Annotated in this window: 15 protein-coding genes; 9 read left to right on the forward strand and 6 right to left on the reverse strand. The window is 45.1% G+C overall.

Annotated elements, in window-relative coordinates; translation table 11 throughout:
• Window positions 1-59: 59 nt before the first annotated feature.
• Both TY03_RS16800 and TY03_RS16805 read right to left on the reverse strand, forming a co-directional pair.
• Window positions 60-2,729: a pyruvate formate lyase family protein gene (locus TY03_RS16800; RefSeq protein ID WP_042372064.1), complete on the reverse strand. Its 2,670-nt coding sequence runs from the start codon at window positions 2,727-2,729 to the stop codon at window positions 60-62.
• Complete coding sequence (locus tag TY03_RS16805) at window positions 2,716-3,666, reverse strand: glycyl-radical enzyme activating protein (RefSeq protein ID WP_042372066.1); 951 nt, start codon at window positions 3,664-3,666, stop codon at window positions 2,716-2,718. The genes TY03_RS16800 and TY03_RS16805 overlap by 14 nt, the downstream gene beginning before the upstream one ends.
• A 304-nt stretch (window positions 3,667-3,970) precedes the next feature.
• Between TY03_RS16805 and TY03_RS16810 the strand changes: the two genes are divergently transcribed.
• Together TY03_RS16810 and TY03_RS22560 are read left to right on the forward strand one after the other, a co-directional pair.
• Complete coding sequence (locus tag TY03_RS16810) at window positions 3,971-4,447, forward strand: HU family DNA-binding protein (protein ID WP_042372067.1); 477 nt, start codon at window positions 3,971-3,973, stop codon at window positions 4,445-4,447.
• Window positions 4,448-4,482: 35 nt separating this feature from the next.
• Complete coding sequence (locus tag TY03_RS22560) at window positions 4,483-4,578, forward strand: smalltalk protein (RefSeq protein ID WP_154663606.1); 96 nt, start codon at window positions 4,483-4,485, stop codon at window positions 4,576-4,578.
• 80 nt (window positions 4,579-4,658) lie between these two features.
• On the opposite strand, the gene TY03_RS16815 is transcribed toward TY03_RS22560, so the two are convergent.
• The 4 genes from TY03_RS16815 to TY03_RS16830 all read right to left on the reverse strand — a co-directional run bounded on the left by TY03_RS16815 (window position 4,659) and on the right by TY03_RS16830 (window position 15,381).
• Window positions 4,659-8,723 (reverse strand): hybrid sensor histidine kinase/response regulator transcription factor, encoded by a 4,065-nt coding sequence (locus TY03_RS16815; protein WP_042372280.1) that lies wholly within the window; start codon window positions 8,721-8,723, stop codon window positions 4,659-4,661.
• Between the two features lie 148 nt (window positions 8,724-8,871).
• Window positions 8,872-10,557, reverse strand: a complete 1,686-nt coding sequence (locus TY03_RS16820; protein ID WP_042372070.1) for a RagB/SusD family nutrient uptake outer membrane protein — start codon at window positions 10,555-10,557, stop codon at window positions 8,872-8,874.
• Window positions 10,558-10,576: 19 nt separating this feature from the next.
• Window positions 10,577-13,774, reverse strand: coding sequence for a SusC/RagA family TonB-linked outer membrane protein (locus tag TY03_RS16825; protein WP_052332533.1), 3,198 nt, complete (start codon window positions 13,772-13,774; stop codon window positions 10,577-10,579).
• 236 nt (window positions 13,775-14,010) lie between these two features.
• Entirely contained in the window at window positions 14,011-15,381 is a 1,371-nt protein-coding gene (locus TY03_RS16830) for a TrpB-like pyridoxal phosphate-dependent enzyme (protein ID WP_042372072.1), read from the reverse strand.
• Between the two features lie 133 nt (window positions 15,382-15,514).
• Here TY03_RS16830 and TY03_RS16835 point away from each other — a divergent pair, with 133 nt between their 5' ends.
• The 7 genes from TY03_RS16835 to fimD all read left to right on the forward strand — a co-directional run bounded on the left by TY03_RS16835 (window position 15,515) and on the right by fimD (window position 25,832).
• Complete coding sequence (locus tag TY03_RS16835) at window positions 15,515-17,344, forward strand: TrkH family potassium uptake protein (protein WP_042372074.1); 1,830 nt, start codon at window positions 15,515-15,517, stop codon at window positions 17,342-17,344.
• 14 nt (window positions 17,345-17,358) lie between these two features.
• Window positions 17,359-18,045 carry a potassium channel family protein gene (locus TY03_RS16840; RefSeq protein ID WP_042372076.1) on the forward strand — a complete coding sequence of 229 codons (687 nt, stop codon included), beginning with the start codon at window positions 17,359-17,361 and terminating at the stop codon, window positions 18,043-18,045.
• A 62-nt stretch (window positions 18,046-18,107) separates the two neighbouring features.
• Window positions 18,108-20,129 (forward strand): PAS domain-containing sensor histidine kinase, encoded by a 2,022-nt coding sequence (locus TY03_RS21600; RefSeq protein ID WP_052332534.1) that lies wholly within the window; start codon window positions 18,108-18,110, stop codon window positions 20,127-20,129.
• Window positions 20,130-20,255: 126 nt separating this feature from the next.
• Window positions 20,256-21,485, forward strand: coding sequence for a hypothetical protein (locus tag TY03_RS16850; protein ID WP_042372079.1), 1,230 nt, complete (start codon window positions 20,256-20,258; stop codon window positions 21,483-21,485).
• A gap of 90 nt (window positions 21,486-21,575) precedes the next feature.
• Window positions 21,576-22,481, forward strand: a complete 906-nt coding sequence (locus TY03_RS21605; protein ID WP_052332535.1) for a FimB/Mfa2 family fimbrial subunit — start codon at window positions 21,576-21,578, stop codon at window positions 22,479-22,481.
• A gap of 6 nt (window positions 22,482-22,487) precedes the next feature.
• The gene (locus TY03_RS16860; protein WP_148335697.1) at window positions 22,488-23,936 is read left to right on the forward strand and encodes a hypothetical protein; all 1,449 of its coding nucleotides are present in this window, start codon (window positions 22,488-22,490) and stop codon (window positions 23,934-23,936) included.
• 6 nt (window positions 23,937-23,942) lie between these two features.
• Window positions 23,943-25,832 carry a fimbrial tip adhesin FimD gene (fimD, locus tag TY03_RS16865; protein ID WP_148335698.1) on the forward strand — a complete coding sequence of 630 codons (1,890 nt, stop codon included), beginning with the start codon at window positions 23,943-23,945 and terminating at the stop codon, window positions 25,830-25,832.
• Window positions 25,833-25,847 lie beyond the last annotated feature (15 nt).

Raw genomic sequence — 25,847 nt, forward strand, 5'->3', positions numbered from 1 at the left:
AAGTAAAAAATGAAGCGGTCTTTCTTTTTAGTTATTTAATGGGATTCCATAAAAGGGAATTACGCATTAACGGGTCTTTTGATGTAGTTGAGCATATGATCTAAAGGCAGCGTAATGAAAGGGGTTTGCCAACCGCCGATGCGTACATTGACATCGGCATACTGGGCAAGGAGTTTGGAGGCGGCCTGCTCGGGCATCTCTAAGGCTTTCAGGGCTGCTTCGTAAATCTCCTGATACTTCTCGGTGGTACCGATGGCTACAGTCATCATGGAGCCTTGCTTGGCAATGAACTCATGCAAGATTTGTGCTACCACCTGCTGACTTGCATTTTCATCTTGCAGGCAGATATCGGTAATGGTGCCGGCTGCAAAGCGGTCTAGCTGCAACTTGGAGAGGGTGCTTAGGGTGGAGAGGATACCCGAATGTACGGTACCGGGAACAGGAGAGAAGTTGGGGGCAATAGGTGCACCGTTGGAGCGGTTGGCAGAAGCTGCAATGCCTCTTCCTTGCCAGTTGTACTGCTCGAAAGTGCCCAAACCGGCCGTGATTTTCATCTTCATATTGAAGGTTATACCCAACGGCAAGCCACTGTATCCCGCCAATGACCGTAGAGCGGCAATCTTTCTCCATTCTTTTTCGCCGGCTACATCCTGAAACAGCATCTTACCGAACTTAGACGACTTGGATACGCAACGCTCGAACATATCCAACACTTTGCAGGTGAGGTTGTCGGCGTCTTCGTTGTTGTCGCCAAACTTGGGAGAGTTGGTATCAAAGTCGATACGGATGTTGAGGTATAAGAGCTTCTTGCTGTCGGGCAAAGAGGTATTGCCTTCTCCGAAGTTCTCGCGAATGGCTTCGCAAACTTCTTCGAGTGTGTACTTCTTTTTATTGTATACCCAATGCTGAAGGGCGGACAATTGGTTGACCATATCGGGAACGGAACCCAAGACAATACCGCCGAGGTTGTGATTGGCACCTCCGGAGGCTTTGTCTACTCCTTTTTGCATGCAGCCTTCGAGATAGGCGGAGAAAAGGGGAGAGGGGGCGGCATTCTCGTCGATCATATAATATAGGAAGAGGGACATGATGGCTTGGTCGACAAAGAACTGCATGTGTAGCTCCATGTATTTAAGCAGATCGGCAAAACTCTTGGGTAGGGGTGTTGAAGGAGATACTTTGGCTCCTCTGAAGAGGGCTTCGTCTTTCTTTAAAGAAGCGCCTTGGTTCATGGCGGATTCTACGGCTTGCATACCTACGAGCATGGTGAAGGTCCAATCGGACTTTCCATTTAAGATGGGTTCCCAACAGCCGTCTACGCAGTAATCATTGGCTAGTTGCTGCATCTTTTGGCGGGTTGCGGGGGTGTCTTCTTCGTCTTGCATCAAGCTATTGTACATAGCGGGGATCATGACGTCGTCGTTGATGACAGACGGGTTGTTTTTGGTTCGATATACGGAGGAGGCTACCTTCTGTATCAGACGGTCGGGGCTCTCTTTATGAATGCGTACATAGATGCCGGGTGCAGGCAGATTGACGTTTTCGATGGCTTGGAGGATGAGATAGGTTGTTTCGTTGGTTGCGTCTGAACCGTCGGGCTTTTTGCCTCCTACGATAATGTTTTGCAAGAAGTTGTTGACGCCTGCCTTCTGGTCGATGTAATAGGGATGGGTACCCAACACGGTGGCATAGTCGACGTGGTCTTGTTTGATTAGGTATTTGGAGGTTAGGTTTAAGCGTCCGGCGCATTTGAGAATGAAACATTCGAATATCTCTAATGCCTTGGCTTTATCTGTCTCTTTTTCTAAATAGGGTTGCAACACCTGGTCGAGACGGCCCAGTGAGATGAAATTCATCGAGGCATGTAGGGCGATATGGAAGAAGCAAATGCACTGCATGGCTTCGTGGAAGTTGCGAGCGGGCTTGGCAGGAACACGGCGGGCAATGGCGGAGAGTGCACGGAGTTCTTCTGCACGCTGAGGATGTAGGTCGGCTTCGCGTTCTGCGATATCGGCAAACCGATGGGCATAATCTACCACTGCCTTGCAGGCTAATTTGACACCCCAGTAGAAGTCGAATTTCTTCTTCTTACTAATGAGCATGCCGTCTTTCTTGCGTAATATGCGGAGAGCTTCTTCTTTGGCTTCGGCAGATGCTTGGGGATCGGCTAATAGGTTCTCGTACTGTTTGCGAAGGGTGGATACCTCTTTTTTCTCTTGTTTGATAAGTGGTGAGAGCTCATTGAGCTTCTGGCTACAAAAATCGATCTTCTTCTGCAGACCGTCATGCAAGAGCTCTTCGTAGTTCATCGTATTGTGTCCGAAGAGAGAGGCGGCATTTCGATTGGTGATGGAACCGGCTCTTAACTCATCGTCGGTAAGGAAACGGGGGAAGACTTTGCCCAGGCCATTGGAACCCATGGGCATATTGCCTAGCAGGAGATCGCCTTCGTAAATGTCTGCCGTATGGGTTTTCTCGTTGTTTTGAGCATCGGTCATGGCTATCAGCATTCTGTCGATGGCAATGGCACGGCGCACAATGACCGAACAGTTCTCTACCGATTTCCATAAAGGAAACTTCTCGTTGGGGTCTTTGCTCTTGACTACATCGTGAAACATTTCGGGGGTGAACCACTCTTCGGAACGGTCTCCTAATGCTTTGTCGATTAAGCTCTCGTAGAGCTTTTTAACTCGTGGAGTCATGTGACTGGGGAATTCAGATGTGTTCATACAATTTGAATGTTAAGTTATTAAAAAAGGACGTTATTTTGCTCTCGCACAATTCGATTTCGGTCGAAGAGGGAGGTTGCATTTGCAGGGGTATTCCGCTTTCGGTGTAACAGATTGCGTAGTTTCTGTTCCACGGCATAAGCGAAACGGTGGTGAGAGAATGTTCGGCCAATAAGGAGGCAATGGATTGCAACACATCGTCGCGATCGAAGTAGGATGGAATCATCGGTATTCGAGGTAGTACGGATGCGTTGTTCCGGATCAATAAGCGGAGCACTTCTTTGATATGATGGTGGTGAGGCAAGGCATGCGGATGGGTAATGATGCGCATGCCGAATAGCCAGAGGTCGACCAATGGGAGTACTCTCTCGTAAGTGGCAAGCGAAAGGAGGCCGGAGGTTTCGATGGCTGTGTGGTATCCTCGTTGCTTGCAGGAGCGTAAAAGCTCTTCTGCGGCTTCGGGTTGTAAAAGGGCTTCTCCTCCGGATAGGGTGATGCCGCCGTTCTTGCCGTTGAGACGGATATAGGGATCGATCTGTTCGAAGAGAGAGGATACGAATACTTCGGCAGTGGGTAGGTGTAGTGCACTTCCTCTTACGCCTGCAATACTGTTGGGGCATTGCTCAATACAGGCTCCGCATTGAATGCACCGGGTTCTGTCGATGTGGTGCATGCCTTGGGAGAAAGAGTGTACGTGGGATGGACACGCCGAAACACAGCGTTGGCAGCGAGCGCATACATTGGCATTGAAGAGTAAGGGGGCATGCCCGGGTTGAGACTGGGGAGAATGACACCAGGCGCAATGGGCATTGCAGCCTTGGAAGTAAACTACAGTTCTTGTTCCGGGACCATCATAGGGAGAAAACTCGGCTACATCAAACAACCGGACTGTACAGGAACCTTTTGGATTGTTCCTATCAGAAATTTTTATTCTCATAACGGATATATAGTACTGTTTAAGGGAAACAGAGTGGCAATGTATAACAAAAATATTGAACTTGCAAGGTAGAATGGGAAAATGTGAAGGAAATGGAAGTAGAATTGATAGAGGGAAGGTTTTACTAAATCTTAAGCTTATATAAATATGCTGTTAATCAGTTGATTATGTCTTTTCTACAGAAAACTGCTCCGGAAGGGGCTTTTTTCTTTTACGGTTGCGGGTAAATGCTCATCTTTGCAATGTTGATCAACGAAATGAGAATGAAAAAAACGATTAGTAACATTAAAAAGAGGAGGTAATTATGCCTTTATTTTACAGGGCGATACAATCGCCGATTGCAGACAAGAACGGAGTGAAAAAATGGCACCTTAGTTTGGTGAAAGTGGGCAAAACGGTAAACACAAAGCAGCTGGCTGATGTGATTGCAGAAAAGTCGTCGCTGACAGTGGGTGATGTGCAAAATGTGGTAACCAACCTGATGGTAGTGATGCGCAGAGAACTGCTGAACAGCAGAACGGTGCGGCTGGAAGGGCTTGGAACCTTTACCATGAGAGTGAGAAGCAACGGAAAGGGAGTGGAGACGGCAGAGAAGGTGAACCCGAACCAGGTATCGTCATTGCAATGTCAGTTTACACCCGAGTATACCAGAACGCCGGGAGCAGGTACGACCAAAGCTTTGTTGCAAGGGGTACAGTTTGCGCATGCCGACCTGATGAAAGCATACCTGACAAAGGAAGGTGAAGAGGGCGAAGGAGAACCCGAGAACCCGTTCGAATAGAAGTATTAACGTAAAGAAAAACAAGAAAGAAGTCTATGAAAAAATCGATTTGGAGTGTAATCTTGAAAGTAGTGATCGCAGTGGCGGGAGCCATTGCAGGTGCATTGGGTGTACAGGCAATGACGCTGTAACGATACAAACCCCGCAGGGGTAATATAGAAGAAAACTCCCGGCCACATAGTGATGTGTGTGCCGGGAGTTTTTTGCTGTTTTAAGATCCTTTGAATTGCTTGATATACTCGGTAGGAAGGCATCCGAAGTACTTCTTAAAGCTGGTGGCAAAATAAGAAGGGGTGTTGAAACCAACCATGCTACTGACCTCGGAAACGGTATAGCGACCGTCTTTAAGGAGCTTGCAGGCTTCGCCAAAGCGGATTTTACGAATGAAGTCGATGGTAGACTCGCCGGTAATGGCTTTGAGCTTAAGGTGAAGATTGGAACGGCTCATATTCATCTCGCGGGCAAACTCATCGGTAGAGAATTCGATATTGTCCATATTCTTTTCGACAATGGCAACGGCACGTTTAAGCAGGGCTTCGTCCATGGCATTGAAGGTGATCTTCTCGGGCTCTACTTCGAGGGTTTTGGAATAACGCTCGAGCATACGGCGACGGGTACGAAGCATGTTCTGTATCTTGGCCGTCATCACCGATAGTGAGAAGGGTTTGGGCATATAGTCGTCGGCTCCTACTTGAAGACCTTCCATCTGGTCTTTTACATCGGTCTTGGCCGAAAGGATAATAACGGGGATGTGGCAGGTACGAATGTTCTGCTTGATGGCTTTGCAAAGCTTGATACCGTCCATGACAGGCATCATCACGTCGGTGATGACAATATCGACCTCGTGCTCTTTTAAGACATCGAGTGCTGCTTCGCCATTGCTTGCCTGCAGGGTGTTAAAGAGTTCGGAAAGACCGTTGCTGAGGTATTGGAGTATCTCTTGATTGTCTTCGACGATGAGAATGGTGCCGCGCTTCTTGTCGGCCGACTCAATGACTTCGTTTTCGATCTTTTCGGTATCGATGAAGTACATCTCTTTGGAATTGGTAGAGTGGGCGTTGCTCTCACTACTTTCTTCGAGGGTAAGGGGAGCAAGCTCGGTAGAGGTATAGGCCGATGGGCTCTGAGGAAGGTAGACGGAAAAGGTGCTGCCTTTGCCTTCTTCGCTCTGGAGTTCGATATGGCCGTGATGTAGCTCGACAAGACGCTGGATAAGCGAAAGACCGATGCCACTGCCTACGTGTTCGCTCTCGATTTGATAGAAGCGTTCGAAGATGCGTCCTTGCTTATTGATGGGGATGCCGATGCCGGTATCGCTTACTTGCAGGAGGAGGTTACCATCGGTTTCTTTGAGGGTAACGGTGATGCTCTGTCCGGCTTCGGTATATTTGAAAGCGTTAGACAGGAGGTTGTTGACAATGAGCTCGAGGTAATTGGCATCGAAGAGTTCTTCTTTGTCGTCGAGCTCGGAATGGAACGCATAATGGATCTTTTTATGACGCGCAAGTTTGTCGTAGAAGAGGAAGTTCTCCTGTACGAGTTGATGGGCATTGCCTCGCTGAACTTTAAGCTCGAACACGCCTAACTCGGCACGGCGATAGTCCATAAGTTGATTGACCAGATGGAGCAGGCGATTGGCATTGCGCTGTATGTAGTCTAACTGTGAGCGGGTCCAGCGGTCGCTAATACGGTTCATGATGTCTTGCAAGGGGGCAAGAATCAAGGTAAGGGGCGTGCGAAGCTCGTGGGAGATGTTGATGAAGAAGCGCATCTTCATCTGGTTGATCTCTTCTTGACGTATCTTGTCCATGCGTTCGAGTTCGAGTTGCGACTCCATGCTTTTGCGCATCCAGAAGAAACGGAACACGAACGTGATGAAGCCTGCAAAGATGAAAAAGAACAGAAGAATGGCCCACCAGGTTTTGTACCAGATAGGGAGCACGGTGATTTGGAGAGCGGTAGGGACTTCGTTCCACTTGCCATCGCTATTGGCAGCCTTGACCAGAAACTCATAGGTGCCTTGTGGGAGGTTGGAGTAAGACACGTTGCGCTGGTCGGTAAGTGTATACCACTCTTTGTCGAAGCCATCGAGCTTATAGGCAAAGGTGTTGTGACGCCCGGAGATGTAGTTGGATACAACGAACTCGAGCGAAAAGGTAGATTGGTCGGCGGCAAGGGTAATGCTGCGGGTATCGGAGATGTTCTTGGTGAGGATGCCGGTTTCATCGTCGGGGCGAACAATCTTATTGAACAAACGAAGATTGGTGATGACTACCGCAGGGGTATAAGGGTTGTCGATAAGCAACTCGGGACGGAAGGTAGTGATACCGTTGATACCGCCAAAATACATCTGTCCGTTGGCTGTGCGGCAATAAGACGAAGTGTTGAACTGGTTGCTCTGGATACCATCGGACTCGGTAAAGTTGCGGAACTTCTCGGTTTCGGAATTGAAGCAGGTGAGCCCTTTGTTGGTGCTCATCCACAAACGGCCGGAGGAATCTTCGAGGATACCGTAAAGTACATTGTTGGGAAGACCATTGGCAGTGGTGTAGTGGTGTAGCTCTTTCTTCTTCTCGTTGTAGCCGTAGACACCTTCGCGCGTACCGATCCAGAACGTACCGTTGGCGGCTTGGTAGATGCAGTTGACGAAGGAGTTGAGCAGAGAGGAGTTTCCGGGTAGGATGGCAGTGGATTGAACCTCGCCGTTGCGGGTGGTATAGGTAGCCAGCCCTTCTTCGCCACCGACCCAAAGGCGACGTTGAGAGTCGCGAAAGAGTGTGGTGATGCGACGGTTCTTGATCGGTGTGCCGTCTTGTTCTTGCTGGATAGTGGAAAAGGTGCGCTTATCGGGGTTGAAACGTACGAGACCGCTCAGGGTACCCAACCAAAGGTGATTGGCATCATCGGGCAGGATGGCATAGATGTTCTGGTCGATGAGTTCGCTGTTTTGAGGATTGAAATGCTCGATACGACCGGACTGACGGTTGAGTACACTCAGACCGCCTGCGTGCGTGCCGATATAAACAAGGTTCTTGGACTCGTCGACATATACTGCCTTGATGTTATTGGAACGGATGCCGCCCGACTTGCCATCTTGCAGGGTGTAGTAAGTAAAGTGCTTGGTGGTGGGGTTGTAAAGATTGAGACCGCCATCGTTGGTACCTATCCAGAGGTTGCGATGCTTGTCTTCGACAATACAGCTCACTACGTTGTCATTGAGTGAGTTTTGGTAGGGAATACGCTTGATATTCTGGAAGCGGTTCTTAAGGGGATGGTAGTAGTTGAGACCACCGAAGTAGGTGCCGAGCCACATGCCGCCTTGAGAATCCATAAAGATGCTACGTACGGATTGCTGCGAGAGGCTACCGCTCTTGACAGGGTTGCTCGTATAGGAGCTGAAGGAGTCGGTACCTTCGTGGTAGATATTGAGATCGTTGAAGGTTCCGATCCACAAACGGTTCTGTGAGTCGAGTGCCAACGAACGAATGTAATTGGAACTAATGCTCTTGGCATTGCCCGGGATGTGGGTGTAGTTCTTTATCTCTTGGGTTTTGGGGTTGAACAGGTACAGCCCTTGTCCCTCGGTAGCTACCCAAAGACGGGTGGGCGATTGTTTTAGAACGGCTTGGATGCGCTTGTTGGAAAGCGTGCTGGAAACCATGTCGAGCTGCTTTGTGGGAATGGAGTAGACATAAAGACCATTGTTGGTACCGATATAAACCTCGGAACCTTGCTTACTCAGGGTAGAGGCTTCGAGGGTATGGAGAGCGGGAGAGAGTGCATTGTCGACAAACTCCGATCGGGTGATGTTGAACAGCAACAGTCCGTTGTTGGTACTTATCAATAACTGGTCGGGGGTGTACTCGACAATACTGTTGACTTGTGTGTTCTTTCCGTCTTTCTGGTAAAAGAAATTGTGGAAGAGGTCTTTCTCTTCGTTGTAAAGAGAAAGACCGTCTCGTGTGCCAATCCATACACGACCTCTGCTGTCGGTAAATACCGTGCGGGCAATGTCATTGGCAAGACTATTGGGGTTGGATGAATCGTGCTGATACACAGTAAAGGCATATCCGTCGTACTTATTGACGCCATCGTACGTGGCAAACCACATATTGTTGCGTTTGTCCTGATCGATAGCAAAAACGGTACTCTGAGAAAGACCGTCATTGAGAGATATATACGAAAAGTTAATGGGTTCGGTAGGGATGGCTGATGCCCAATGGATTCCTGTTGTAAGGACGATAAAAAGAAGAGCTATTTTTTTCCTTGTACTCATTTTATAGATACCATGTAAATTCATGCATCAAAGGTAAGCATATCTGTTGTATAATCGTGTGAATGAGATATTAAAAAAGAAAAACAGATAAAGAATAGACACCGGGAACTATACTTTATCTGTTTAGAAATGAGAGTTATTGATCGAATTAATATCCCGGATTCTGTATCCCCTCCAGCTTTTTATTGAGCTGAATCTCATCTAAGGGGATAGGGAAAAGCTCGTGTTTGCCTTTGGTAAAGTTAAGATAAGCGGGATAGATATTCGCCTTTTTAAGCTTGGGGGCGATGTTTTCGCCAAATAGGGTCAGGGCATCGGCAAGTACATTCCAACGAATGAGGTCGTATTTGCGCTGACCTTCGAAGGCCAGCTCGAAACCTCGCTCCCAGTAAAGGGCGGTGCGGAACTTTCCTTTTTCGTCGGTATCGTCTATATAAGGAAGGTTGTATACACGAGGGGCTTTGAGCAGGCTTGCATAATTGGCCATAGTGATGGGAGTAGCACCCGAGCGGGAACGAACACTGTTGAGAAGAGCCCAGGCTTGGGTAGTGCTGCCCAGCTCATTATAGGCTTCGGCTGCCATCAACACTACGTCGGCATAGCGAAGTACGCAGTAATTGACATCGGTGTTGTTGGGCTCTTTGTAACCAATGGGCATCCACTCACGACGCCATTTGCCGGGATACCATTGCTCCTTGGTTACATCCATGGCGTTTTCTTTCTTGACGTGTTTACCGTTCTTCCATTCGTACTGGTAGGTGCAGATCATAACGTCGCGACGGGCATCGGTGGGTTCGAAGAATCCTCTCCATTCGGGTACGGCACGGAAGAAAGCATTGGCACGACCCATAACGGCTGACTTATCGGCACTCTTATCGGGTTCGGCTACTTTAGGACCATTGTACGTGCCCCAGTTGCCGGCATCTTCCCGACTACCGTCGGGGGTATAGAAGGCAATTTCGAACAGGCTCTCGGTAGAGTTGAGGCTACCGAATGAGAAGCGTTTGAAGAGTGCCTGATAACCTTCGGCATCGAAGGTATGGTAGCCATTGGCCTGGAAGGCTTGCCACTCATTGATAACCGCTTCGAAATAAGCTTTGCGCTTATCGTCGGCAGGGCGGGTAGTACGGCCATCAAGTTGAAGGCTATAGCCGGCACGTTGCAGATATACACGCATCAACAAGGCGCGGGCAGCTCCTTGGGTAGCTCGTTCGGGGCTACTTCCGCTACTACCCCAGGGGAGATTGTTCTTGGCATAATCGAGGTCGGCAATGATCTGGTCATAAATAACTTCGCGGTTGCTACGAGGTTGGAAGGCGTCTTCGTGGTTGGCTGTATAAGTGGTTTTGAAAGGCACATCGCCAAAGTATCGAACCAGATCGAAGGCGAAAAAGGCACGAAGGAAACGGGCTTGTGCTACCAATGGTATGACACGGGAGTCATTGGCTGCATACTCGGGCATCTGTTCGATGCCTTGAATTGCGTAGTTGGCTCTGTCGATGCCTTGGTATTTGTACTGCCACACGGACTCGATCCAGTCATTGGAGGAGGATATGGTGTAGTGGGCAATGTCGCGACGAGTGTTGTCGGAACCCGTTCCGTCGATGAAATAGGTATCGTCGGAGCAGGGCATCGCCATCTCGTATTGTCCGTAATGATCTAGCTTGGCCATGACATCATAGATACCGGTAACGGCCATTTCGGCATTGGATACGGCTTGGAAGAAATTCTCTTTTTCGTAATAGGAGTCGGGTTGTTCTTTTAAGAGATCCTGACAAGAAGTACTGAACAGCATCGTAGCTGCAAGGGTACATAGAAATGTATAGGTTTTCATGTAGTGAGTTTTTGTAGTTTTAGAATGCTAAGTTAATACCGAACACAAACGAACGGCTACGTGGATAGGCACCAAAATCGACACCGGGAGTAAGACCGTAACCGCGGGTAGATACTTCGGGGTCTAAGCCGGTGTACTTGGTGAGTGTAAAAAGATTGCTTGCTGTTGCGTATAGGCGCAGGCTCTGGATAGATGCTTTCTTGACCAACATCTTGGGGAAATTGTATCCGAGTGTGATGTTGCTTAGTTTGAGGTAAGAAGCGTCTTCGACTCCCCAGGAGTGAATATATTTATCACCGTCTTCGAGATCGTGGTAGGCAGCTACTGTTTTGCCGCGGTTGATGGTTGCCAGTTCGACCGGATCGGTAATGATCTGTCCGTCGCCATTGATGGTCATGAAACGATTGGAACTGTTGGCAGCATCGAGGATGTTTTTATTGCTGCGTCCGGCTTTGGTATTGGTCAGTTTGGTAGCGTTGAGTACTTCGCCTCCATAGCTGAAAGTGAAGAACACGCTCAGGTCAAAATTCTTGTAACGGAAGTTATTGTTGAAACCTCCGTAGAAGAGGGGAGTAGCGTTGCCGATGACGGTTTTGTCGTTTTCGTCGATTACCGTATCGTCGCCCGATAGGTTGGCAAACTTCCACATACCGGGACGTACTTGTTCGCGTTTGATATTGGAGGGAGTAGCAATGCCCTCTTTGACTAGATAGGTTTGGGTGGTGGGGTTGTAATCGAAATCATCGACTTCGTAAACGCCAAGAGTTTGGTATCCGTAGAACTGTCCGAGAGGTTTGCCTACTTTGATCTTATGGGTTTTCTGGCTATAACCGAAATTGGCTTCTTCGAGGAAAAATGCCTCACCCGAAAGTGCTTTGATGGTATTTTTGTTGTGAGAGAAGTTGAGATTGGTAGTCCAGCCAAAAGTTTTGGTATCGTAGTTGACCGAGGTAATAGTAAGATCGATACCCAGGTTTTGGGTCTCGCCAATGTTGCGCAACATATTGCTGAAACCCGAAGAAGAGGGTACACGCGAATCGAGCAATAAATGGGTGCTACGATTAACATAGAACTCGGGCGATACTGTGAGGCGCTGGTTAAAGAAACCCATATCGATACCCAGATTGAAGGTGTTGTTGGATTCCCATCGGAGGTCGGGATTGGGTATCTGCTTGGGGGCATAGCCGGGAGCTGTGCCGTCACCAATAGGGTAGGTAACCGATCCGAGAATATCTAACGCTCCATAGCTACCGATGCGGTTATTGCCTGCCATACCATATCCGACACGGAGTTTGAGATCGGAGAAGAGGTTGAGGCTTTGAATAAAATCTTCTTCGCATACACGCCATGCACCCGATACGGCAGGGAAATAGCCCCACTTACTATTGGGACCGAATTTGGAAGAACCATCGGCACGGAGAGAAGCGGTGAAGATGTACTTATCGGCAAAGCTATAGTTGGCACGACCGAAGAAGGAGAGTAACTTATCATCATAATTAACACCGGATTGAGGAACGCCGGGGGTAGTACCGAGGGATAAATCGCCCAGTCCGATGACATCGTTGGGGAAGTTGCTTGAACTGGCTTTAAAGAAGCGTGTCCAGTAAGATACGTACTCCTGGCCTCCCATGATCGTGAGGTGGTGTTTGTGCTTATTGAAATCGTAGGTAAGCACGTTGGAGCTTTGGAAGCTACCGGCTTCTGAGTTCTGAATACTACCGTTGATATTGCTACGGATGGCAGTCATGGATTGATCGCCAAAGAAAATATCGTAACGACGGGTTTGATAACGCATGCCTGTATTGTTGCGGAAAGTGAGCCCTTTCATCAGTTTAAAGGTTAGCCCGGCATTGGCCTGAAACGTGCGGAATTCTTTGTTATTCAGCTCTTCTGCTGCCGAGATAAGTGGGTTCTGCATAACGTTTCTGCTTTCATCCTCGAGCAGGGGGTCCATGCCGGTCAATAGCATATCGTCCGATCCGGCCATGCCTACTGTAGGACGGTACTGAAGGATGTGCTGCATCTTGTTGAAGCGGTCGCCATTCTCGGAAGTACCCATGCCATAGGTCTTTATCTGGTCGAAGGTAGCACGGGCAGTGACTTGCAAACGGTCGGAGGCGTTGTGATTGATACCGAACGAAATGTTATGTTTATCGTTGCCACTATACAGCATAGCACCTTGGTCTTTGAAATAAGAGTATCCCAGGTTGTATTTCAGGTCTTTGTTGCCACCGGCAATACCTACACGGTAGTTTTGAGTAATGGCAGTGCGTCCTAAAGTCTCTTCCTGCCAATCGACTCCCGGGCGGTTGCCGTAGTTGATATCGAGATCGCTGAATTTGCCATAGATCTTTTCGAAGCCTTGTACGTCTTTGTCGAAGTCTTTGCCGGCACTGATGCGACGTTCATAGTCGAGCAGGGCGAATTCTTTGGTTGAGAGTGTAGAGAGTTTGTTTGATATGTTTTTGAAGCCGACATAACTATCGAACGTGATAGACATCTTTTGTTCGTTCTTGGCACCGCTCTTTGTGGTGATAACCACAACACCATTGGCACCACGGGCACCATAGATAGCAGTTGAAGAGGCGTCTTTCAGAATATCGATTGTTTCTATCTCGGCAGGATCGAGGTTGGATAAGCCGTCTTCACTAGGGAAACCATCGATGATGTAAAGCGGTTCATTGCTTTGTGTTATTGATATACCGCCACGCACACGAATAGAGATAGAGGCACCCGGAGCACCTTCGCTCTGAGAAACTTGTACTCCGGCTACACGTCCCGCAAGAGCTTGTGTGATATCCGAAGTCGGTACTTTGAGAAGCTCATCGCTTTTGACGGAAACAACAGAACCTGTGAGGTCTTTGCGTTTGGAGGTTCCATAGCCAATGGCTACTACTTCGTCGAGCATAACGGCATCGGTTTTGAGCGTAACATCGATTTGGTTACGACCTTTAACGGCTATTTCCTGAGAGTTCATTCCGATGTAGGTGAATACGAGAATGTCTTGAGAGGGGTTATTTACTTTGAGCGAATACTTGCCATCGAGGTCGGTAATGGTTCCGCTACCCGGAGTACCTTTGATTGTTACATTCGCACCAATGACTTCAAATCCGTCACTGTCTACAACTTTTCCTGTCACAGTAAGGCTTTGTGCCTGTATGTGAAGGCCGGCGAGTAAGAAGATTGCCGTGAATAGGAATCTTGAAATGTTTTCCATAATAGTTAATAAAGGTTTTACTTGATTACACTTGTATGGCAAATATAGAGTGTTTGTTTATGGATGATCGACTATATTGTTTCTCATATTTCTAAAATAAGATGAAATACTTTCACTTCTGTTTACAAATGTTTTGTTTTTGTGCAAAAAAGATACAGGATACAAGAAAAGGACCCTACTCGTCGCTGTACGGCGGGTAAGATCCTTTGTGTTGGTAAGATGCTGTTTGCTTCTGTTTATGATATCAGATCACCAATGGCATCAATATTTTTTTGTATATCATCGTCGGTCAGTGCGTAGTTCACTAAGTCGCCGGAGAGGTATTTATCGTAAGAAGCCATATCGATCAGTCCATGACCGGAAAGGTTGAAAAGAATCACTCTTTCTTCTCCGGTTTCTTTGCATTCGTTGGCTTCGCGAATAGCTGCTGCAATGGCATGACACGATTCGGGGGCAGGGATGATACCTTCGGCTTGTGCAAAGAGGCAACCTGCCTCGAACGATTCGATCTGTTTGATATCGACCGCTTCCATCAGTCCGTCTTTGAGTAGTTGAGATACAATAACGCCTGCACCGTGGTAACGAAGACCACCGGCATGAATATTGGCAGGAGCAAAGTTATGCCCCAGGGTAAACATGGGCAATAGGGGAGTGTATCCGGCTTCATCACCAAAGTCGTATTGGAACTTGCCACGGGTAAGCTTGGGGCAAGAATCCGGCTCGGCAGCTACAAAGCGGGTCTTTTTACCTTCGAGCAGGTTGTGGCGCATGAATGGGAAAGAGATACCGCCAAAGTTGGAACCTCCGCCGAAGCAACCGATCACTACATCGGGATACTCGCCTGCCAACGCCATTTGCTTCTCAGCTTCAAGACCGATGATAGTTTGGTGCAACGTAACATGACTCATGACCGAACCAAGGGTGTATTTGCAATTAGGAGTAGTTTGTGCCAACTCGATCGCTTCGGAAATAGCCGTACCCAGAGAACCTTGATAGTTAGGGTGGGCAGTAAGAATATTTTTTCCTGCACGGGTAGACATCGAAGGAGAAGGGGTGACTTGTGCACCGAACGTTTGCATGATACTACGACGATAGGGTTTCTGCTCGTAGCTGATCTTTACCTGATAAACGGCTGCTTCGAGACCGAATACTTTGGCTGCATAAGACAGGGCAGTACCCCATTGTCCGGCTCCGGTTTCGGTTGTTACATTCTCTACTCCTTCTTTCTTGCAGTAGTAAGCTTGAGGGAGGGCGGAGTTGAGTTTGTGCGAGCCTACGGGGCTGACACTTTCGTTCTTGAAATAGATGTGTGCCGGTGTGCCGAGTGCTTTCTCCAAACCATAGGCGCGAACCAGAGGGGTACAACGATAGTATTTATACATCTCGCGAACTTCTTCGGGAATCTCGATCCATTGATCGGTTTGATTCAGCTCCTGGCGGGATAACTCTTCGGCGAATATCGGATATAGGTCTTCGGCTTTCAACGGTTGTTTGGTGCCGGGATGCAACGGGGGCATAGGCTTGTTAACCATATCGGCTTGTATATTGTACCAATAATGCGGAATTTCTTCTTCGGGTAGCATGTACCTCTTTGTTTTATTACTCATACTAGGATGTTTTGGTGTTTTGGATGCCAAAAGTACGTATTATTTTCAATATCCTGATTAATTTGCCTCCAAAGAATCGCTTTTGAACGTTATTTTCATTATGTTTGCAACGAATATAAAAAGGCTTTTTGTGATGAAGCTCTATCATAAACTACTCTTGTATCAAAATAAATTATTGCAACCGTACGTACGGTTGCTTTTTTGGTTGATAACCGGAATAACATATCTGGCTTCGGTGGCATTGTTGATAGGAGTTGTGTATGAACATGGATTTCCACTTTCATTGGAAGAGGTAAATAGGCTCAACTCGCTCTATCAGGTAGTGTGGATTATTTTTCTGATCGATGTAACACTGCATGTGCTACTGGAATACAGGAAGGTAAAGAGAAACTATAGAAAATTGGCATGGACCCTAAGTTGGTTGCTTTACTTAACATTGATTCCGGTCATCTTTAATCGTCCTGAAGAGAATGGGGTGGTGCTACAGATATGGAGCTTTCTGGATGGTAAGTTCTATCATATTATTTTGTTGCTGCTGTTTTCATTGTTGAACCTCTCGAACGGATTGGTGAGACTACTGGGAAGGCGTACCAACCCATCCTTGATTCTGGCGGTAAGCTTTCTGAGTATTATTCTCATTGGAATGGGGCTGTTGATGCTACCGCGATGCACCATTAACGGAATTTCGTGGGTGGATGCTTTGTTCGTATCGACCAGTGCGGTATGCGTAACCGGATTGACTCCGGTGGATGTATCGACAACCTTTACAACAGGAGGATTGATCATCATCATCTTGCTCATTCAGATTGGTGGTTTGGGCGTGATGACACTGACTAGCTTTTTTGCGATGTTCTTTATGGGAAATACGTCACTTTATAACCAGTTGGTGGTACGCGATATGGTGAGTTCTAACTCGTTGAGTTCGCTGCTGTCGACCTTGCTTTATATACTGGGTTTTACATTGGTGATAGAAGGGGTGGGGATGGTAGCTATCTGGTTCAGTATTCAAGGTACACTCGGAATGAGCTTTGAAGAAGAACTGGCATTCTCTGCTTTTCACTCTATCTCTGCTTTCTGCAACGCAGGATTCTCTACCTTGACGGGTAACCTCGGCAATCCGATGGTGATGACAGGACACAACTGGCTGTATATATCAGTTTCTTTTCTAATTATTCTGGGAGGTATCGGATTTCCGATTTTGGTTAACTTTAAAGATATTGCTCTGTATCATCTGGGACGTGTCTGGAAGTTTATATGCACCCGACGTTTTGGTAGATACCGAAAGCAGCATTTATATAATTTGAATACCAAGATTGTATTGGTGGTCACTTTCTTATTGCTATTGGTGGGTACACTGGCTATTGCTGTTTTTGAGTGGAACGCCTCATTTGCAGGAATGCCCGTAGTGGATAAGTGGACACATGCTTTCTTTAATGCCGCTTGTCCGAGAACAGCAGGATTTAATAGTATTGAACTGACTACGTTTGGTGTGCAGACAATTCTGGTATATATGTTATTGATGTGGATCGGTGGTGCGGCACAATCTACAGCAGGCGGTATTAAAGTCAATGCTTTTGCAGTAATGGTGCTTAACCTGAGAGCCATCTTGTTAGGCTCCGACCGGGTCGAAGTATTCGGACGTGAGTTGTCGCACGACTCTATCCGTCGTTCTAACGCAACAGCCGTACTGTCGTTGGTGCTACTTTTCTGTTTTATTTTCACGTTAAGTATATGGGAACCGGATATTTCATTGTTGGCACTTACGTTTGAATGTATATCGGCATTGAGTACCGTCGGATCTAGTTTAAACACAACCGCCTTGCTCGGTGATGATAGCAAGCTGTTGGTCTCTGCCTTGATGTTTATAGGCAGAGTCGGATTGATAACACTGGTAATGGGTATTGTGAAACAGAAAAAGCATCTCAAATATCATTACCCGAGCGATAATATTATAATTAACTAATTAGTCAATTTCTTATGAAGTATATCATCATTGGTTTAGGAAACTATGGACATGTGTTGGCCGAAGAATTGGCTACACTGGGACACGAGATCATTGGAGCCGATAATATAGAAAGTAGAGTCGATAGTATTAAAGATAAGATAGCTACGGCTTTTGTTATTGATGCGACAGATGAACAATCGCTTTCGGTATTGCCTCTCAATACAGTCGATGTGGTGATTGTGGCCATTGGCGAAAACTTTGGTGCATCCATCCGGGTGGTTGCATTGTTAAAACAGAAGAAGGTGAAACATATCTATGCACGTGCCATTGACCTGGTTCATAAATCGGTACTCGAGGCCTTTAGCCTGGATAAGATATTGACCCCCGAAGAAGATGCTGCAAGAAGTTTGGTACAGTTGCTTGATTTTGGAACACAGATCGAAGCGTTCCGTATTGATACGGAGTATTATGTGATGAAGTTTCAGGTGCCTCGTAAGTTTGTAGGGTATTACGTAAACGAATTAAACCTGGATAAGGAGTTTCAGCTAAAACTGATCGGGTTTAAGCGTGCCAATAAAGTGGAGAACTGTGTAGGTATATCAATCGTAGAAGGAACCATTGCAAATGAACTTCCTGATAATGAAAGAATCATTGAAAAAGATGTACTAATCTGTTATGGTAAATATCGAAATTTTCAGAAATTTTGGAGAGCATTGTAGCTTATTATTGTTACTTTTGTATGTGTTTTGAACATTAGAAACGGTTAATACAAAATAAAACAATGAAAATGATAAGCCAGCTATTAAGTGATAGACACTTAAATATAGCTCAAGAATTTTATGAAGTTTATCGGGTTAGTATATTTGCTTTTGTAGCGTTTGTTTTTGCTTTAGTTATTATTGTTTGCCTATATATTTATTCTCTTCATCGTTCACGTAAGTATAAAGAACGAGAGGAGGAGTTATTGCAATTTAACAACCGTATTCTCAAAACATTAAAAGAACCTGTATGCTTTGTTGGTGCGGATGGAATTATTCAAAAGATACTTAATGCGGAAGATCCGCTCTTTTTGGGTATACCGAGTAGAGAACTTGAAGGAATGTCTGTGAAGGCATTTATTAGCGATGAGCAGGAACAAGAATATCAGATGCAGATGATTCGGGATACGTTTCATACAAAAGAGTCTCATCAAGCAAAAGTGCAGATTCAGAGTTTATTTGAAGAAGACTATTATGTAATGGTTCGCATGGAGTATTTCGATGATAAACGTATACTTTGTACATTACATAATATAACAGAACTCGAGAGCGAGAGACTTCGCAGTGAGCAACTACATCAATACTTTGAGTCGATTCTCAATAACTTGCCTGTAGCCGTGACAGTGAAAAGTGTCGAAAATGATCTGAACTATGTATTTTGGAATAAGAAAGCGTATGAAATGCTTCGACCCGACCAAAATAGTATCGCCCGGAAGAACCACTTTGATCTGTTCGACAAAGAAGTTGCCAATCAGTTGAATGCACAGGATGAAAAGGTAATAAAGAGTAAGAATACGTATGCCGGTGTTCAGAAATGCCATTTACATGATAAATATGACCATTTTCTGCAGGTGAACAAGGTTATGTTGCCTTATGAAAACGGTAATCATATTGTAAGTGCGATTGTCGATATTACCGAAATTCATGAAAAACGTGAACAGCTGGCTCTACTTAATTATAAATACGGCCTGATGATTAAAGCGGTAAAATTGATCCCTTGGACTTATGATATCCGTGCCGGGCGCTTCGAATATGATCTTAGTGCCGTGTTTCCCAAAAATCTTCAGCCATATAATGTTAATACCTATTCGCTCGATGGAATACGTTCGTTGGTTCATCCCGACGATAAGCAGTTGACAAATCGAATCATTGATGAGGTAATGGCGGGTGCTACACAACGGCTGGAGTTTGAATACCGTGCTGTAGCATACGATGATACTGATAATTATCGGTGGACAAAATCATTTGTCACCATAGGTAAACGTGATGAAACAGGTGCACCACTTCTCGTTGTCGGTGCTTCACTGGATATCCATGAAAGTAAAATGATGGAGCAAGCTTTGCGTGAGGCAAAAGAAAAGGCCGAAGAGGCAAATCGCCTGAAGACTTCATTCTTGGCCAATATGAGCCATGAGATACGAACACCGCTGAATGCCATCATCGGATTCTCAGGTATTCTTGCCGATACCGAAGATGCTACGGAAAGAAAAGAATACATCGAGATTATTGAATATAATAATGGTATATTGCTACAACTCATTAATGATGTTCTCGATTTGGCGAAGATTGAAGCCGGTATCTTTGAATGTTCATTCGAAAAGATTGATTTAAATTATTTAATTGAGGGTATTTATCAAACAGCTTGTCTGCGTATGAAAAACCCATTGGTGCAATTAATCATTGATGAATATCCTACTATTGATGGATTGTTTAGTGATTACTATAGACTGACACAAGTAATCACTAATTTTATAAATAATGCCATTAAATTCACGGAGCAAGGAGAAATACATATAGGTTGTAAAGTACAAGAAGAGGATAAACTCTATTTTTATGTAAAGGATACCGGTTGTGGATTATCTGCGGATCAATGTGAACGGGTATTCGACCGATTTGTTAAATTTCATCCCTTTGTTCAAGGCACCGGATTAGGGCTGGCTATTTGCCAAATGATAGTAGAAAAGCTTGGTGGAACCATTGGCGTACGCTCTGATAAATCTGTTGGTTCAGAGTTTTGGTTTACAATTCCTTATGCCTTGAAATAATATTTATTGGAGACCTTGTGATTTAACACTTTTTCTTAAACTTTTTATAGTTGTAATCGTTTCGTATCTACACGGTGTATCAGTTACCCCGGTCATAGATTATTTATAATTAAAAACCTTACGATTATGAAACGAAAAGTGTATTATCTTCTTGCCTTTACAGCTTTGAGTTTGATGGCATGTACAAATGATGATGAGCCAGCAACGGTGGACACTGCGACACCAAAGACTATTCAACTAACCTTGTCGGGGCCTACTAGCGCAACTACAAAAGCTGCTCCAAGTAATCCTGTAGACATTATTGCAGACCAAACACCGGGGGTAGTAACAAGTGTAGATATTTATATTACCGATGCTTCGAATATTATTCTTCGTGCTGCCCGTATAGCCAATCCAAGCGATCAATGGACGAAGCTAACCTCAACAGATGGTCTTAAATTCCTCAACGTACCGCAAACTTCCAGTAGAGTGTATGTTTTTGGTAATCTGGGTGCTGCAAGTTTAGCTGACGAGGGTACTAATATTTCTACTGTTGCGCTAACCAAGACGTTGGCACAGCAGCAAGGAGTATCCTCTTTGCTTTACCTTGGTGATGATCAGGATATTACTCCACTAATTCCCGAGCCAACTCCTCCCGATGAAACAGTAGGACAAACATATGCTGCTCATGTGGATCTTAGACCAATCGTATCACGTTTTCAAATAACCAAGATTGCGTTTGCAAATACCGGAAATGAGACTGTTACTAAAACAATTGGTACGGCACAGGTAAGTGCAACCGTTGCTTGGACCGGATTCTCCGGTCAGGTAGATGGTATTTATATGAATAACTTCTATAATTCAAATACCAATCGTGCTCCTTCTGATTTAAAAGCAAATGTGACTGCTGTTTCTAATATCGTAGGTGGTACCTGGGTGTTCACAGGTGATGATTTTGCTGAGATAGCCAGTTACAGTAACTATAATACTGGTGCTTATGTGGCTCTTCCTTTGCCAACATCAGGTAAGTGTTATGCATTTAATTTCTTCCCCGAAAGCTTGAGCTCTTCCCCGAAGTTACATTTGCGTTTATCTGATTTGGCTTATACCGGTCTTACCTCTACCGATCAGAATGTATTTAACCCCAGTTTGGTTACAGGAACAACCGGACCGAAATATCTCAATATAACCGGCTTTACTACCGATGGTACAACTCCGGTTACCTTTGCCGCCAATAAATTATATAATCTTGAGATTCTTATTAAACCATATTTTCTGCAAGACGATATAACGCATATACAATACAACGTTATATGTACTGTAACAGTGGAACCATGGTCGGCTGTGACTTTGATCCCCACATTCGAACCTAACTAACCTATGCCTTACTAAGGCCTTGCAGTTGTGTGAGGCCTTAGTTTCTCTGTTTGTATATTTTGTCACTGTTTTTATTTAAACCTTTTAGCCATGAACCCTAAAAAACTGTTGATATTGCTACCTTTTATCGTCTTGTTTGTAGGTTGTATCAAAGATGATGCAGATGACGATACGTGTCCGACTTCCTCAACGCTCTATTTTAGTTATACGGGCGACGGGCTTACCGAATTGTTTCCTGCGAAAATGTCCAATGTTTGGCTATATGTATTTAACACAGACGATGTACTTGTAACAAAGCTGTCTATTGATCGCACACAACTTTCTGCTTATCAGGGTACTAAACTCACCCTTCCTCAAGGTCAATATCATGTGGTTTGTTGGGGAAATACATTTAGCAAGACGACTGATAAAAATACGATGGCTCGCCTTACTGCGGAATTATCTAACCCCGATTACGAAGGGGGAAGCACTGTTACAACAAATGATTCGCTTTATTATGCCTATCGTTTGCTCACTGTACCTCCTGTACCTGTAAAAAACGATACCATACATTTTCAAGGTGCTCATATAAAATTCAGGGTATTCTTGCATGGTGCTTATTCATCTGCTACGTCAACTCGCAGCAATCCGAGTGCTTATTATATTCGTATTAATCAACTACCTCCTACCTACAACTTTGCGTTGCAAAGCTTGAAGTTGCCCATTGCTTATAAGCCTGTTGGAGTTGAAGAAACTGAGGTTGGTACTTCCAAACCTGTATTTGTTTATCGCTTCAATACATTACGTATTGCGGATGATAATCCTGTAACCATAGATATCATTGATGTGCAAACAGAACAGATTGTTCACACATTATCCCTTAAAGACTATATGGCTCTTTATGGTATTCATGTAAATGGAATCAATGAAGCCATCATTAATGTACATTTTGTAATAAGTAGTATAGGTATTACTGTACTGCCGTGGCAAGATGAAAATATTCACCCCGAAGTATAGAGCCTTATGAAATCAATATATTCTATCGCTTTTCTATTGAGTGCAGTACTTGTCATTCTTGGCTTTTCTTCCTGTTCGGATGAACCTGAATTAGCCAAATCAGATGCTCCTATTCATGTTAATTTGGGCATCAGTACCCGCTCTACATCTCCGGATCCGGCAAGTCAAGGGAGTGATGATACCTTTAAAAGTTTGGCTGTTTTTGTCTATAATGCAGCCGATGTAGTAGGTGCTCCTCCTGAGAAGCAGTTTTTATCAACCTCTTTTGTGCCTGCCGATCTTAATGCATGGTCTTATTCTTTTCAGTTTGAAGCCCAAGGCACGCGGATATTTTACGTGATAGCCAATTACGATGGATCGGTATTGAAGCGTACCGACGGTACGGTTGTTACACTGTCGCCGACAACGCCCCGTAATGTGCTTGATGATCTTGTTGTTGAAAATGCTTCAGGTTTTATTTCAAATCAGTTGTTGATGGTGGGAAAGCAAGAAATTACGCTGACTACTGCCGACCGCGATGTTAGCATAAGTATTCCATTACGTCGCTTGCAAGCCAGAATAGATGTTTATGTGACTCGTGCGCCCAATTTGGAGAATACTTTATTAACCGTTCAATCGGTTCAACTCATCGGGCAAGTATTGAACTCTGAAGTGAAGTTTACCTATGACCCCGTAACAGCTTCTATGTTAGCATCGCCTAACTTGGCTACTCCTACAGTGGTTGCTGCTTCTGATGATGTACCTGTTTACGATCCCGGTGCTACGCTTGATGCTGCTTCTGCAAAAGCTATTTTTTATAGCTATCAGAATTTAGTTTCTCCGATCACTACCATACAATTGAAAGTCAATGTACTGATAGGTAGTACTCCTCATACTTATACAGCTACATTAGCCAGCCCAACCTCTACGCCACCCAAGCAGAGCTTGATGCAAAATACCGTTTATAAAGTAGTGGCGATTCTGAATCAAGAGGTTGATATCAAATTAAATTTAACTCCACAACCGTGGGACAAAAGTGATATCAATTATAGGCGTCCTATTACTACATCCGACTTCACTTTTGGAGCATGGGGAACCTCTTGGGGCGGACTCAATGCTAAGACAATGAATACCAATATAGGTGGACTGGAAGATGCCGCATTCAGCTTTGAACTCAAGGCACCCGAAGGAGCTAATTGGGTAGCCACATTGACCAACGGGCTGGAATTTGAATTTGCCAGTACTACCTCCGGTATCAATGTTACAGGTGTTACCTCGGGAGTAGCTCGAGCAGGGATACCTTATCTGATTGTGGTAAGAGCCAGTAAACGCTGGGTAGGTTTGACCCATGATACAGAACTGTATGTAACTGTCGAAGGTGTTGAAATTCCGATTAACCCTGTCGAAGGTAGCGGATTTCATTATCCGGGAACAGCCACACGCATTAAGATTACGCAAGTTGCATCCTATAATTAAATGATTATGAAACGAAATCTCTCTTTAATATTGTTGGCTTTTACGGCATTGTCATTGATTTTTTTGACAGCTGCTTGCACAACCGATAGTCTGGACGAAACATTGCCGGGCACTAAGGGTGGCTTGACGTTGCGTCTCAATACGGCTCCCATTACTCGTGCTACCGAGCCTGGTATAGATGCTTTGAATGAGAATACGATCAATTCATTCTATGTGTTTTTCTTTCCTCAAAATGCTTCAGATACCCAAACGTGTCTGATGGCAGAGTATCACGATAATTTGAATATTACCACTGCAGGCACCAATGGTGTGCAGCTAACAGTTGATAAGGAATTCTTTTCAATGGGTGTTACGTATGATATATATGTAGTTGCTAACCTTCCGGCAGACGTAACTGTTCCTAATCCTATCACATTGGGTCAGCTTAAGGCGCTTCATACCATTATCCCAATTGATGCTTCGATTACTCAGACGGCATTGGTGATGGATAGTAAAGTAACGATGGTCGTCAACCCGATAAATGATACTCATTTAGTTGAAATACCGGTACCTCTTACCCGGGCAGTAGCTAAAATACGGTTGAATGTCGTTGTGAAGCCTTTGACCGATATGGCTTCGGCAACGACTTGTTCGGCGGTTTTAAAGCATTATCCAGTACGTGGTAGTGCAGTGTCAGGTTCTCCTTACACGCTTACGGCAAGCGATTATACCGATAGTCAGCCGAAATCTGGCACACCGGCCACACCCATGAACTTTTATTGTTATGAAAGCAATTGGAGTACTGCTCCCGCACAGGAAACTTATTTGATACTAAACTTACCTTATACCGGGCATGCTACGAACTATTATCGAGTTCCTGTCAATCGTTATGCCGATAGTAACAGTGACGGGCAAAACCCATCGGGTGTCAATATAACCGGTCGATTGGATCGCAATCGCATTTATGATGTTACTGCCTATATTGACAAGCCCGGAACCGATACCGAAACAGGTGCCATAGTGGTGACAGGTAACTACACCATTACCGATTGGACAACTTATAATATCCTCTTGAATACCATTGCGCAACATTATCTCGGTATTGGAGAATATAGTATCATCATGACCAATGTATCCACGCATACGTTGAGTTATGCAGCCGACCTTCCAGTCACGGTTACAGGCATTACTGCCTCTTGTACTCAGTACAATGCCGATGCATCGACTACGCAGATTAATTATACTTCGGGACAGTCTCAATTTCCGGTTTTTACAGTCAATTCGGCTTCTAGTACCATTTCGATAACGAGTGCTATACCGATCAATTATGTACCTAAATACATCTCTTTTACAGTGACCAACGGGCAAGGATTATCACTGAGTGCTACAATTGTGCAGTATCCTTCCATATACGTTAATGCTCGTCCTTCAACCGGAAATGTGAAACCCGAATGGTTGCAGGATGGTACACAAACCAATTACAATTTGTTTACGGTCAATACACTTGTACCAAGTAGTAATGGTTCCTATTCGTTAGGCGATCCTACCTATGGCAATGCAAAAACTGACTCATTAGCTGCAGGCAATGCATTGGTGTCACCGGGGTTTATTATTGCTTCTCAATATGCTATTTATTCTTCGGTAAACTATGCACAGGCACAGAACCGTTGCTACCAATATGGCGAAGACATTTATCGTAGTGGTTGGCGAATGCCTACCAAAGCCGAATTGCTTATTATTAATACGATCCAACGAGATCCCAATAGTGCTGTTAAGAAACTGCTTTCGGGCAGTACGTACTGGAGTGCTTTCAAGTATCAATATTACGATTTTACGAATAATGCGTGGGTAACGGGCAATGCCACAACTAATAACTTTATTCGTTGTGTCTACGATGTTTATAAAAATAACAATTAACGAAACAAACCTACA

It is taken from the genome of Bacteroides neonati (genome assembly GCF_000499785.1).
Classification (GTDB): domain Bacteria; phylum Bacteroidota; class Bacteroidia; order Bacteroidales; family Bacteroidaceae; genus Bacteroides; species Bacteroides neonati.